13 protein-coding genes are annotated in these 13,074 nt (G+C 69.3%); 6 read left to right on the top strand and 7 right to left on the bottom strand.

All coding sequences use genetic code 11. From position 1 onward, the window contains the following. Positions 1-30: 30 nt before the first annotated feature. The 5 genes from OHA34_RS17645 to OHA34_RS17665 form a co-directional block, all read right to left on the bottom strand. On the bottom strand, positions 31-1,485 hold the full coding sequence (locus OHA34_RS17645; RefSeq protein ID WP_329522234.1) for a pyridoxal phosphate-dependent decarboxylase family protein: 1,455 nt from the start codon (positions 1,483-1,485) through the stop codon (positions 31-33). Next, a complete protein-coding gene (locus tag OHA34_RS17650; protein WP_329522235.1) occupies positions 1,475-2,893 on the bottom strand; it encodes an MFS transporter in 1,419 nt (472 codons plus the stop codon). Before OHA34_RS17650 ends, OHA34_RS17645 begins: the two co-directional genes overlap by 11 nt. Further along, complete coding sequence (locus OHA34_RS17655; RefSeq protein WP_285942275.1) at positions 2,890-3,492, bottom strand: TetR/AcrR family transcriptional regulator; 603 nt, start codon at positions 3,490-3,492, stop codon at positions 2,890-2,892. Before OHA34_RS17655 ends, OHA34_RS17650 begins: the two co-directional genes overlap by 4 nt. Before the next feature lie 36 nt (positions 3,493-3,528). Then, complete coding sequence (locus OHA34_RS17660; RefSeq protein ID WP_329522236.1) at positions 3,529-4,251, bottom strand: hypothetical protein; 723 nt, start codon at positions 4,249-4,251, stop codon at positions 3,529-3,531. A gap of 113 nt (positions 4,252-4,364) precedes the next feature. Continuing rightward, positions 4,365-5,012, bottom strand: coding sequence for a TetR/AcrR family transcriptional regulator (locus OHA34_RS17665; protein WP_285942277.1), 648 nt, complete (start codon positions 5,010-5,012; stop codon positions 4,365-4,367). 161 nt (positions 5,013-5,173) lie between these two features. Here OHA34_RS17665 and OHA34_RS17670 point away from each other — a divergent pair, with 161 nt between their 5' ends. From OHA34_RS17670 to OHA34_RS17685, 4 genes are all read left to right on the top strand, one after another. Next, a complete protein-coding gene (locus OHA34_RS17670) occupies positions 5,174-6,637 on the top strand; it encodes an MFS transporter (RefSeq protein WP_329522237.1) in 1,464 nt (487 codons plus the stop codon). Positions 6,638-6,867: 230 nt separating this feature from the next. Continuing rightward, on the top strand, positions 6,868-7,137 hold the full coding sequence (locus tag OHA34_RS17675; protein ID WP_285942279.1) for a hypothetical protein: 270 nt from the start codon (positions 6,868-6,870) through the stop codon (positions 7,135-7,137). Beyond that, positions 7,130-7,759: a DUF6879 family protein gene (locus OHA34_RS17680; protein ID WP_329522238.1), complete on the top strand. Its 630-nt coding sequence runs from the start codon at positions 7,130-7,132 to the stop codon at positions 7,757-7,759. The genes OHA34_RS17675 and OHA34_RS17680 overlap by 8 nt, the downstream gene beginning before the upstream one ends. A 59-nt stretch (positions 7,760-7,818) precedes the next feature. Continuing rightward, positions 7,819-10,116, top strand: coding sequence for an ATP-binding protein (locus tag OHA34_RS17685; protein WP_329522239.1), 2,298 nt, complete (start codon positions 7,819-7,821; stop codon positions 10,114-10,116). Here the strand turns inward: OHA34_RS17685 and OHA34_RS38535 are convergent. Next, positions 10,064-10,213 carry a winged helix-turn-helix transcriptional regulator gene (locus OHA34_RS38535; protein ID WP_432763081.1) on the bottom strand — a complete coding sequence of 50 codons (150 nt, stop codon included), beginning with the start codon at positions 10,211-10,213 and terminating at the stop codon, positions 10,064-10,066. The two genes, OHA34_RS17685 and OHA34_RS38535, sit on opposite strands and share 53 nt — an antisense overlap. A gap of 58 nt (positions 10,214-10,271) precedes the next feature. After that, positions 10,272-11,453, bottom strand: coding sequence for an epoxide hydrolase family protein (locus OHA34_RS17690; protein WP_285942282.1), 1,182 nt, complete (start codon positions 11,451-11,453; stop codon positions 10,272-10,274). A 193-nt stretch (positions 11,454-11,646) separates the two neighbouring features. Here OHA34_RS17690 and OHA34_RS17695 point away from each other — a divergent pair, with 193 nt between their 5' ends. Further along, positions 11,647-12,222 (top strand): CGNR zinc finger domain-containing protein, encoded by a 576-nt coding sequence (locus OHA34_RS17695; protein WP_285942283.1) that lies wholly within the window; start codon positions 11,647-11,649, stop codon positions 12,220-12,222. 81 nt (positions 12,223-12,303) lie between these two features. After that, positions 12,304-13,074: a hypothetical protein gene (locus OHA34_RS17700; protein ID WP_285942284.1), complete on the top strand. Its 771-nt coding sequence runs from the start codon at positions 12,304-12,306 to the stop codon at positions 13,072-13,074.

Below are 13,074 nucleotides of genomic sequence, written 5' to 3' on the forward strand. Positions count from 1 at the left end.
GCCGGGCCGCCCGCGGGCGGCCCGGGGCGGCTACAGGTGGCCGGAGTACAGGACGGACAAGAAGCGGATCAGCAGGGCCTCGCGGAGGTCGGGGGGCAGGGCGTTCAGGACGGCGTTCACCATCGCCATCTCCGGCCCGCCGGCACCGTTCAGGTCGACCCCGACGGTGCCGAGGAGCCCGGCGAACCCGGCGTCGTCGAGGCTGTCGAGATCGAGGCCCGCGAGGGCGTCCACCAGGCCGTCCGGGACACCCGCCGGGCCGGCGGCGCGGGCGGCGGCGGCCGAGTCGGCGAGCGCGGCCAACAGCGCGTCGACCCCGGCGAGGCTCACCCCGGTCAGGGTGAAGTGCAGGTTGGCCGGGCTGCCCTGGAACGAGAGCTGGGGCTGGAAGAACCAGCCGCGCGATCGGGCCTCGCCCGCGACGACGAAGACGTCCAGCTCGGGATCGGCCGAGGCCACCGCGACCAGCGGGGCGCCCGGCTCGCCGAGGACGCGCAGGCCGGGGATCCGCGCGACGCCGGCGATGAGCCGCTCGGCCGCGCGCATCGCCTCGGCGGCCAGGTCGCGGTAGCCGTTCGCGCCGACGGCGTTCAGCGTCGCCCAGGCGGCGCCGAGCGGGCCCGCGCTCCGGCTGCTCTGCACGGTCGCGTTGATGACGGTGTAGCCGGGCCAGGCGGCCGAGGCAAAGTAGGCGTGCCGGCGGAGCGCCTCGTCGGCGAACAGCACCACCGACGCGCCCTTCGGCGCGTACCCGTACTTGTGCAGGTCGCAGGAGAGCGAGGTCACCCCGGGCACCGACAGGTCGAACGGCGGGACGGGCCGTCCGCCCTCGCGCAGCCAGGGCAGCACCCAGCCGCCGACGCAGGCGTCCACGTGGCACAGGACGCCCGCCTCGGCGGCGAGCGCCGCGATCTCCGCGACCGGGTCGAGCACGCCCTGCGGGTAGGACGGCGCGGACGCCACGACCAGCACCGTGCGGGACGTCAGCGCCGCGCGGGTCGCGGCGGGATCGGCGCGGAACGTCGCCGGGTCGACCGGCACCGCGACGACCTCCATCCCCAGGTAGTGCGCGGCCTTGTGGAACGCGGGGTGCGCGGTGGCGGGCAGCACCAGCTGCGGGCGTCCCTCGACGGGACGGGCGTCGCGGGCGGCCTTCACCGCGAGCATGATCGACTCGGTGCCGCCGCTGGTGAAGATCCCGGGCGTGTCCGCGCCGCCGCCGAGCCGCCCGGCGACCGCGCCGACCACCTGCCGCTCCAGCGCGACGATGCTCGGGAACGCGGTCGGGTCCAGGCAGTTGACCTCCAGCATCTCCAGGTAGGCGCGGGCGGCGACGTCGTGCACCTCGGCGCGTCCGGTGTCGTAGACGTAGGCGGTGACCTGCCCGCCGCGCACGGGCAGGTCGGCGGTGCGGTACCGGGCGAGTTCGGCGAGCAGCTCCCCGGCCGGGCGGGAGGTTTCGGGGAGGGACGGTTCAGACGGCATGGCGGTGGGTGTCTCCGGTACGTCGGTGGGCGGCGGCCAGCCGGCGGTAGGCCAGCAGCATCGGGACGCTGAGCGCGAGCAGCAGCGCCGGCAGGAGGGTGAACCCGGCGGTGAGCCCGGTCAGCGCGGACCCGGACTGGTCGGCGGGGGCGTCGAAGCCCGCGGACTTGAACGAGGTCACGGCGAGGATCAGCGCGAACGCGCCGGGGCCGAGGGCGAGCGCACCGGTCTCGGCCGCCGTCCACAGCCCGGTGAACGCGCCCGACTGGGCGTGCCCGGTGCGGCTGGTGTCGGCGTGCACGGTCTCGGGGAGCAGCGTCAGCGGGAACAGTTGCGCCGCGGCGTAGCAGCCGCCCACGAGCACGGTCAGCCCGAGCACGGCGCCGGTGGATCCGGCGGAGACGGCCGGGTAGAGGGCGGCGGCCGTCAGGGCGAACGCGACGAGCGCCGCCGTGTAGCAGGGCACCGGTCCGTACCTGCGGGCCAGCAGCCGCCACAGCGGGACGGCGACGGCGCTCGGCCCGACCATGCAGACGAACATCACCGAGGTCAGCCCGTAGTCGCCGAGCCGGTAGGTCGCCGCGTACGGGGCGCCCGCCAGCATCACCGCCACCGCGAGCGTCTGCGCGACGTACGCGCCGAGCAGGGCGAAGAACGGCCGGTTGCCGCGCGCGGTGCGCAGCGCGTCGACCAGGCGGAGCGGGCGCGGCCCCGGGCTGGACGGGACCCAGCGGGTGGACAGGGCACTGGCGAGCATCGCGGCGCCCATGAGCAGCCCGATGACCGCGCCCATCAGCGCGTACCCGCCGCGGCCTCCGCCGGCGCCGTCCGCCACCGCGGGCGCGAGGCCGCCGGCGAGCAGGATGCCCGCGGTCAGGCACACCACCCGCCAGGCCATCGCGCGGCCCCGCTGCGCGGGCAGCGGCGAGATCTCGGCGGGCAGCGCCACGTAGGGCACTTGGAAGCAGGCGAACGCGCTGGCCGCCAGCAGGAACGCCAGGCCGACCCAGACGGCGGCGAATCCCGGGGAGTCGACCGGCACGGCGAACATCGCGGCGAACAGCACCGGCAGCGCGACCGCGCCGGTCAGCAGCAGCCGGGTGCGCCGCCCCGTCCGCACGGCCTCGCGGTCGCTCGCGGCGCCGACGACCGGGTTGAGCACCACGTCCCACGCCTTCGGCACCACCAGCACGAACCCGGCGATCACGGCGGACACACCGAGCACGTCGGTCAGGTAGTAGAGCAGCAGCAGTCCGGGGACGGCATTGAACACGCCGGTGCCGACCGACCCGACCCCATACCCGAGCAGCCGCCCCCGCCCCAGCACACCCCCGTCCACCACGCCGCCTTCCACCGCGCCGCCCGCCTGCGCGCCGTTCCCCCGCGCGTCTTCCTCCGAGGCGGTCATCCCTCGACTCCCGGCAGCCGCAGCGATCCGGCGACCAGCCGGTGCAGATGCGCGCGGAACCGGGCGAGCTCGCGCGGATCGCGCAGCCCGCGGCGCCGTCCGTCGTCGTCGAGGACGCCTCCGCGGCAGAACCCGTGCGTGCACCAGACGACGGTGTAGGCCGTGTACTCCACGTCCACCCCGGGGCCGACGACCGTGCGGACGGCGCCCGCGACCATCTCCATCAGCGGCTTGGCGTAGAGGCCCTCCAAGTGCGCGACGTCGGCGGCGTCCGAGAGCCAGCGGTGCATCCACAGCGCGGGGACCTCGGGGTGCTCGACGCAGAAGTCGAGGTAGCGGTCGAGGATGAGCAGCACCCCGGCCGCGTCCGGGGTGCTCTCGGCGACCGCCGATTCGAGCGCGTCCCGCTCCAGCCGGTGCGCCTGCTCCATCACCGCGAGGTAGAGGTCGCGCTTGCCCCCGACGTGGTAGGCGACGGTGGCGATGTTGAGCCCGGCCGCCTCGGCGATCAGGCGGGTGGACGTGCCGTCGTAGCCGAGCGCGGCGAACAGCCTGGTGGCGGCGCCGAGGATGCGCTCACGGCCGGATTCGCTGGTCATCCGCCCACGGTAGGCACCGACCCGGGCGCCGGTCAATCACTTGATGGAGACTCCTGCGACGTGCCCGGCCAGACCGTCAGCACCATCTCCATCTCCAGCCGGGACTCCGGCCGGCATGTGCTCGGCGCAGCGGATCAGCCGCTCGGACGGGAGGACCCCGCGGCGGGCCAGCGGCAGCGCCTCGCGGGCCCAGCGCAGCGACCGCGCCGTGTCCTCGGTCCGACCGTCGGGCCCATCGCCGCCACCCAGTCGCGCAGGGCCGGGTCGAGCAGCCGGCGGCGCCGGTGCTCCAGCTCGCCCGCCTCCTGCGCTCGCCTTGGTGTAGCCCTCGGGGGCCGCGCGGGCGATCTCGTCGAGGAAGGCGAAGATGGCCTCGGCGATGCTGGCCAGGGTACGGCGCGAGACGTTGGTCTGCTCGGACTCGGCGGCCAGCCGGCGCCAGGCGACCCGGGCGCCGAGCCGCAGCAAGGTCTGGAGCACGTCGAGGCTGCGGCCCTCCCAGGCCTCGGCCCGGCCGATCTCCCGGTAGACCCCGGCGACCGCCTCCCAGGACGACTCGGGGGTGCCGATGAGGTCGACGAACTGCTGGAGCGCGCCCTCCACGGCCAGCCGCACCAGCCGCGCGTACTCCCCGTCGTGCGGACGCGAGTACTCGGGGATGCCGGCCAGGATCTCGTCGATCATCTCTTCGGCCAGCGTGTCCAGGTGGGGCCGGAACAGCTCGGACAGTTCGCACGGAACGCCGACCCAGGGCTTCAATGAGAGCCCGCCCTTGTCACCGCATTGACAAAGGGACTCCCCTGACCGCCCGGCCGACCGAACCCTCCGGAGGACCGCCTCTCGGGTCTCCTCCACGCGTCGCCGGGCGTCCGTCAGACTCCGGCTTGGAGGCGGAGGCCTGCCAGGGTCAGGTCCAGCGCGGCGAGGAACTGCTCCTTGTCGTCGTGCCCGTCGAACTCCTCGACGATCTCGTGCACGAAAGGGAACTCCCCGGCGTCGAGCGCACGCCAGGTCTGGGCGTAGCGGCTGAAGAACTCATCGCGGTCCACGGTGCCGTTGAGCACTTCCGGGGGAGGCTCTTGCCCCATGTCGATGGCGTTGCCGACCACGACGCCGACGATCGCCGACACGGCGTGGAACTGCTGCAGCGGCGTGAGGTCGAGGCGGAGCGTCTGCTGCCCCAACGCCTCGTAGAGCCGCAACGAGTTGCCCTGGACCTCGATGTTGCTCATGAAGTTCCCCCCCAGCCAGGGCCGGTCGACGATCGCGTCGAACAGCGTCACGGCCATCACGCGCAGGTCGTCGATCGCGTCGCTGCTCCCCCTCTGCCTCTCGATGTCGGTCAGCACCCCGCCGAGCACATGATCGATGGCGCGGTCTACAAGATCGTCTTTGCCCGAGACATACCAGTAGATGCTGCCGACGCCGGTGCCGAGCCGGGCCGCGAGGGCCCGGAGCGTCAGCGCCGACTCACCCGCCTCGTCGAGCAGGGCCACGGCCCCGGCCAGCACGGCCTCCATGGAGTGCGAGGCGCGTCGACGTCCCCGTGAAGGACGGTCGGCGGGTCGTGGTCGCGTGCCTGTCATGGCACTCATTCAATCACGATTTGCATCATCATCGAACCGCGTTCTATTATGGAACGTCGTTCGATAGTCGGCGACGTTCTGAGAGGAGGTCGACCGTGACCACCACCGACGATCCAGCTACAGCCTCTGCAACCCGCACCTACCGGTCCCTGCACGCGGCGTGGATTCCCCTGACCGCGCTCTGCCTGGCCTTCTTCGTCGAGATGGTCGACAACACGCTGCTCTCGATCGCGCTGCCCACGATCGGCCGCGACCTGGGCAGCGGCACGACCGCCCTGCAGTGGGTCACCGGCGCGTACTCGCTGACGTTCGGCGGCCTACTGCTGACGGCGGGTTCGATGGCCGACCGTCTTGGGCGCCGGCGTGTGCTCCTGATCGGCCTCGCCGTGTTCGGCCTGCTGAGCCTGTGCGTTGTCGCCGCCACCACCGCAGGGCAGCTCATCGCCTTGCGGGCCGGTCTCGGCATCGCTGCTGCGGCGATGGCGCCCATCACCAACTCGCTGGTCTTCCGGCTGTTCGACGACCAGGCGCTTCGCATGCGCGCGATGACTTTGATGATCGTCGTCGGCATGTCCGGGTTCGTCCTCGGCCCGCTGCTGGGCGGCACCGCCCTGGCCCACGTGCGGTGGGAGTGGCTCCTGGTGGTCAATGCCCCGATCGCCCTGATCGCGGCCATCGGCGTCCGGCTCGGCGTCGCGGCCGACCGGTCCGAGGACCTGACCGACGACAAGCTCGATCTGCCGGGCGCCATCCTGAGCGTCATCGCCATCGGCCTCGCCTGCTACTCGCTGACCAGCGGTGTCGAGCACGGATGGCTCTCCACGATCACGCTCGGGTCGATCCTCGGCGCCGTGGCCGCGGCCGTCGCGTTCGTCCGACACGAGCGCCGCAGCGCATCGCCCATGCTGGACCTCGGCCTCTTCTCCAACGGCACCGTCCGCGGCGCCGCCATCGCGCAGATCGGGACGTCCATCGCGATGGCCGGCGTGATGTTCGGGCTGATCCTCCACTTCCAGTACGCCTACGGTTGGAGCCCCGTGCGGGCCGGCCTGGCGAACCTGCCGATCATCGTGACCATGATCGCCGCGACCCCGCTGTCCGAATGGCTCGCGAAAAGGTTCGGCCACCGCATCGCCTGCCTGGTCGGCGCGGCCTGCCTGGCCGGATCGCTGGCCGGCCTGGCCTGGGGCGTCGACCATGGGTACACCGCCATCGCGATCTCCATGGTCGTGATGACCATCGGACTGCGCACCGTCATGACGATCTGCGCCATCGCACTCGTCTACGCGATGCCGGACAACCGCACCTCGATCGGCACCGCGCTCAACGACACCGCACAGGAGGTCGGAAGCAGCGTCGGCACCGCCGTGATCGGCACCATGATCGCCGCACTGGTCACCACACAACTGCCCGCAGGCACCTGGAGCAGTGGCCTCGTGGCATCGTTCTTCCGCGGCGAGCGGATCACCTACGCCGTACTGGCGGTGATCGTCGGCCTGATCGCGGCAGGCGGTGCGCTCACCCTCACCGACTCGCACTCCACCGAGGAGCACGGCTGAGCGCGCCGGTCCCGCGTTCGTTCTGATGTGGTCGTCGAGTTGTCGGCTGTTTCTAAGTAGGGTGATCGTCTGAGTCAAATGCTATTTGACTTGCCTCATATCACTACTTTTGCCGGACCTTAATGGGTGATTTCAACTCCCGATGGGAACCGTTCGGCCTAGACTGTTAGCTGTTCAATGATCGGACGACCATTGAACAGCCCGCCGACTGTTGACCTTGGAGGACACGGATGGCCCGAGGGTGGGAGGCCGACCCGACCGCGTCGTTGTCACGACGGCTTGGCCTGTCGGCGAAGGACCTGGACAGTACAGGTGGGCGAGATGGCTGCCCTGACATCTGGGAGCTGGACAACGGCGACATCGCGGTGATCGGGCGCGATCTCACCACCTCCTATCGTGGACGGCTCCCAGCGGATGTGAGTGTTGCCGCTGATGAGCGGCTCGTGGTGATCCCGCGCCGTATGCTGCTGGCCGCCAAGCCGGACATCCCGGATGCCTGATCCCTACGTTCTGGACGACGCCGCGGGGACCCGGCTCCAGCTCCAGGACTACAAGGAGGACTTCAAGGTCAGCCAGTGGGACGTCAAGGGCCAGGCGTCATGGAAGCTCGAACGCGGTCAGCATTTCCGCGAGCCGGGCTTTCCAAGCTGGGAGGCATTCGCCCGCGGCGATTGGGATAAATCCCTCCAACTCATGGACGAGGAAAGAGAGTTCCTTGCCGAGTTCACCGGGAAGGCGAAGGACAAAGGGATAGACCTGTACCGCGTACGCGTGGTGCAGCAGCCCATTGATCCCTACCTGCAATGGGAGCTCCACCTGCTGAGGCTCCGGGCGGAATGCGGCGAGCTGATCCGTGTCGCCAGCATGGAACATGTCACCGAATACGAATCTCAAGGACCACTCCCAGAGCTCGTGACGTTCGGCTCGGAGATCCTCTACCGGGTCGTCTACAACGACCGAGGCGAGCTTGCCGGCGCCGTGAAGTTCTCCTCGCCCGAGACCATCGCCCAGGCCGCGAGTTTGACTCGCGAGCTCTACGAGCACGGCGAGGACCTGGAGTCCTTCTTCCACCGCGAGGTCGCCCCGCTTCCACCACCGCACGGCGAATCGGCCGGAGGTTGATGGACCAGCCCTCGGATGGGAAGACCTCCTCGACATTCTCCGGGAACGCGGGAGAGGTCGTGCAGGCCCGTGACATCAGCGGAGGGGTCCACCTCCACCAGCGGGGGAGCGTACCTCGCACACCGCGGCAACTCCCGGGGAGCGCAGCGGGGTTCGTCAACCGCCGCCAGGAACTCAAGGCGCTCAACACCGCGCTGGCCTCAGGCGGGCATCCACTGACAGTGGTCGTCGGCACGGCCGGAGTCGGCAAGACCTCCCTGGTTCTCCGTTGGGCGCACGACATCCGCGACCGCTTTCCCGACGGGCAGCTGTATGTAAACCTTCGCGGCTACGACCCCGGCCTCCCCATCACACCGAGCAGAGCCCTTGAAAGCTTCCTTTCAGCGCTCGGCATCCCGCGTACCGAGATCCCCAGCGGCACCGACGAACGATCGGCCCTGTACCGCTCGCTTCTGGCCGGACGGCGCATGCTCGTGGTCCTGGACAACGCAGCGACGGTTCCACAGATACGACCGCTGCTCCCCGGCACGCCGGAAAGCCTCGTGCTGGCGACGAGCCGGAACCGGTTGTCAGGCTTGGTCGCCCGGGACGGCGCCCACCGGATCACCCTGGGGCTGCTGAACGAGCCCGACGCGATCGAACTCCTCGGCAAGGTGGCCGGCGGCCACCGCCCGAAGCAGGACGTCACACGGTTCCCCGAACTGGCCCGCCTCTGCGCGCGGCTGCCCCTGGCACTGAGCATCGCCGCCGAGCGCGTCGCAAGCCACCCGTGGATGACACTCGACGATCTCATCAGCGAACTGCACAGCGAGACCGCACGATGGACCGCGCTGACCGCCGAAGAGGGTGAGGAGACCGACGCCGTCCACACCGTGTTCTCGTGGTCCTACCGCGCGCTGCCGACGGCGGCGGCCCGGCTGTTTCGAACCTTGGCGTTGCATCCCGGCCCGGACTTCGGAAGCCGCGCGGCCACCGCGCTGGCCCCGGCCGAGCCGGGAGAGGTCCAGCACTGGCTGGATATCTTGACCGGAGCGCACCTTCTCGAACAACACGCGCGTGACCGATATCAGTTTCACGACCTGCTGTGGAGTTTCGCGATGGACCAGGCCCGGCGGGAGGAGGCTCCAGAGAGCCGGCGGGTGCTCTCTCAGAGGGTCCTCCTCTGGTACCTCCGCACGGCCGATCAGGCACAGAAATGGATCAACCCGAACGAGCCGCGCGTAACTCTCGACCCGCCCGACGACGCCCCTGAGCCGATTGCGTTCGACTCCTACGCCGAGGCTGTCGGCTGGTACGACCTCGAACGCGGAAACCTGGTCACCGCCACCAGATCGGCAGCCGCAGCAGGACTGCTCGACATCGCCTGGAGACTTGCCATCGTGCTACGCGCGATGCACATGCGGTTCAATCAGTTCGACGACTGGATCACCACCGCCGACCTCGGTCTGAAAGCAGCCAGGCGATCCGGGAACCGTCCCGCCGAAGCCGAGCTGCTGGAGAGCCTCGGCATGGCCTACGCGCAAAGCCACGACCTCCCCCGAGGCGCCGAACACCACCAGGCCGCCCTGGAGATCCGCCGCGAGCTCGGCGACCGGACCGGCGAAGCGCTCTCATTGAACGATCTCGGCCTGCTCCACCTGCGCAGCCACCAGCTCAACGAAGCCAAACACATGCTCGAACAGGCCCGCGCCCTCTTCGACGACCTACAGGACGCCTCCTGGACACCGGTCGTCACAGCCAACCTCGCCGAAGTGCTCGCCGAACTCCAGCAGTACACCACGGCCGAGGACCTGATCCACAGCGCCCTGGCCTCCTTCCGGGCCGCCGCGGACGCCGGCGGAGAAGGCAACGCGCTCCGTCTGCTCAGCCTGTCCCGGCGCGGACGCGGCGACGCGGCAGGCGCCCTGAACGCCGCCGAGTCAGCGGTGGCGATCTCCTTCCAGCACCGCAACCAGATGTGGGAGGGCTACTGGCTACTCGAACTCGGCCACGCCCAACACCTCGCCGGAAGCCCCGACGATGCGTTGGCCACATACGACCGGGCCGCCCTACTCCAACGACGCATCGGCGACCGAGTCCGCGAAGCACTCGCATGGAAGCACGCCGCCGACGTCCACCACGGCCAAGGCCGGCACGACAGGGCGACCGAGCTCCATACCCGCGCCGCCGAGGTATTCCAGAACCTCGGAACCCACTGGCCGCACGCGACCACACTCGCCTGCCTCGCCGAGGCCCAATACGCCGGCGGCCGTCACGCCTCCGCCCAGGACACCTCAACGGAGGCCCTCCGGCTACTCGCCCCGTTCACCGACCCCACCGCACAAGCCGTGAAAGCGCGCATCCGCGCCCTGGGTTAGCACCCAGGTACGGCATCGCCTCAACCAGCGGTACGACCAGAGTGTGACCCAACTCGGTGAGCGTGTACTCGACCCGTGGCGGCAACTCCGGGTACATCGTCTGGACCCACCACTACCATCGGCCCCACACCGCCTGCGGCGATCAGCCGTCGGCCTCATGACCGACTACCGCTAGCGGCCAGCACTGCCGCGAGGCCTTCTTGTAGATCCTTGACGAAATACTCGGGAATCTCCAGCGACGGGAAATGTCCCCCAGTTTCGGGCGACTTCCATCGGACGATCTGTCGGTACCGCTCCTGTGCCCAGGGGCGCGGACACTTCTCGACGTCGCGCGGATACATACTGATTGCCGACGGGACGTCGACCCGAAGTTCTGGGTCGAGTGAGTTGTGGCTTTCGTAGTAGATGCGGGCCGCCGATGCACCGGTCCTGGTCAGCCAATACAGGGTGACGTTGTCAAGGATGCTGTCCATGGAGATCGTCTCGAACGGGCTGTCTTCGGTGTCTGTCCACTCAGCGAACTTGTCGAGGATCCAGGCGAGAAGACCGACTGGTGAGTCGACGAGCGAGTAGCCGATGGTCTGCGGTCGGGTCGCCTGCTGCTTCGCGTACGCCGCGCGGTGGCGCCAGAAATCGCGGGTTTCCTCGGTCCACTCGCGCTCGACCGCCGTCAGCCCGTCCGTTGTCAACCCGGGTGGCGCCTCCGCGAACGTTGTGTGGATGCCGAGAACGTGCGCCGGGAACCTGCCGCCGAGAACCGTGGTGATATTACCTCCCCAGTCGCCGCCGTGGGCTGCGAACTCGCTGTAGCCGAGCCTTCCCATCAGTTCCACCCATGCGGCCGCGATCTTTTCGGTTCCCCACCCGGTGGTGGCCGGCTTGTCGCTGTAACCAAAGCCTGGTAGCGACGGCAGCACGACGTGGAACGCCGGCGCGTCTGCATCTTTCGGATCTGCCAGCTCGTCTACTACATGGACGAACCGTCCAATGCTGTCTGGCCAGCCGTGTGTCAAGAGCAGAGGAGTGGCATCTGCGCGCGCGGATCGGCGGTGCAGGAAGTGGATTCCCAGATCGTCAATGGTCGTGCGGAACTGGCCGATCCGGTTGAGGCGCTCTTCGAACGACCGCCAGTTGTACCCGGTGCGCCAGTAGTTCACGACGTCCACGAGGTCGGCGAGAGGAACTCCCTGTTCCCATCGGCGCGGGTCGGGTGCGGCGCGGTAGACCGTCTCAGCTTCCGGCAGCCGTGCTGCGGCCAATCGCGCGCGCAAGTCGTTGAGGTCAGTGTCGGTCGCGTGGGCTTCGAACGCTTGCACGTCGCTGGTTTGACGGTTCACGAGATGCCCCCACCGGGGTGAGCTGACGTGGCGACAACGCCACGACCGATGACGTCCGCGGCGTCGGTGACGCACCGGTGTGTGGACATGAGACCTCCTGGTCATCAGTGGAACCGACTTGGGGCCTACCGGAACCGGCTAAGACGGTTCTAACAGGTCTCGGCGTCGGCGTGCAACCGGCTAAGGTGGTTCCATGAGCGCTCGATTCCCTGACTTCCGTCTCGGTAAGGTGCTGGCGACCAGCTTCACCGGGACCCTGTCGGAGCGTCATGGCGACGCTGTGGAGCGCATCCCCGCGCCGAACCGACTCGTCGACTGGCTGGCGGTGAGCGGCCTGGCCGTGGAGTCCTGCACCACCGTCCAGCTCGAACGCGCCTGGGAGCTGAGGGAGTCAGTTCACGCCGCTGCGACAGCGGCCGCGCGCCGAGACCCTCTCCCCGTAGCTGCCGTCCATGTCATCAATGGCTGCAGCACTCAGGGTCGAGCCGCGGCCATCTTGACGCCCGAGGGCGATCGGCAATGGCGACTTGGCTCGGCTTCCTCCGTGGAGGATGCCCTAGGCGTTATCGCCGCCGACGCGATCAGCATCATCGCAGGCGAACGAGACGGAAAATTGGCCTTGTGCGCATCGCCAACCTGCCAGGCCGCCTTCTTCGACACCAGCCAAAGCCGCACCCGCAAATGGTGCGAGATGAATACGTGCGGGAATCGTCAGAAGAAGGCGCGCTTCAATGCCTACAAGCACGAGAACTCCGAATCAGCAAAGTAGTCGTTGCTCTCGGTGCATCCAGGTGGGCCGCGCCCCGCACCCGACCCACGGAGGATCACCATGCCCCCCGCACTCCCGCTTGTGACGCTCACCGGCGCGCAGGCCAACACCATCGCCCAGCACATGCATTCCGGGATCGCCATCGAACCCCAGCGGGGCGACCCGCGTGGCATCGCGGCCGACTGTCTAGCCATCCAGGAATCCATCGGCTGGCACGATGAGGCCCTGCCACAGGTCCACATAGCACTGACAGCGCGGCAATGGGACATCGCCGTCGCCGAAATCGACCGGGCCACGCTCGCCTGCTTGAGCGCCGGTGAATCCGAAGAAGCCGACGCATGCCTGCACGCCCGCGACACCATCCTTGACCATTTACGGCTACCGGCGCACGACCCGGGACCACCACAGCACGCGGAGCTGCGGTTCGGCCTTGGCGGCGCCGCCGGCTACGTGCTGCGCCAACCCGCATGGCGGGGGAAACACATCGCCATCGACACCATGCCTGCCCACGACGACCCCCGCGCGACACGGATCGGCGGCACCTTTGGCGGAGCGGCCCTCCTCGTCACGACGCGGGTGCGAGAAATTGATCTCGACCTTCACGTCCTGCCGACGGCGCCCGAGCCACCCACCGGGGGAACGGTCGCCGAAACCAGCCAGCAATGGACCAGCTATCCCCACCCGGAACTCGTGTGCGTGGTCCCCGGAGGGCAGCACGAACATGTGGCGACGCTTTCCACCCACATCTGGCCGCATGTCATCTACCGGGTACGACTCACCGTCACCACGACCGCCACCATGGAGAAGCACCTCGTACAGATCTGGCCCGGACACGTCACGACGGGCTGGTAG

The organism is Spirillospora sp. NBC_01491, assembly GCF_036227065.1.
Classification (GTDB): Bacteria; Actinomycetota; Actinomycetes; order Streptosporangiales; family Streptosporangiaceae; genus Spirillospora; species Spirillospora xylanilytica.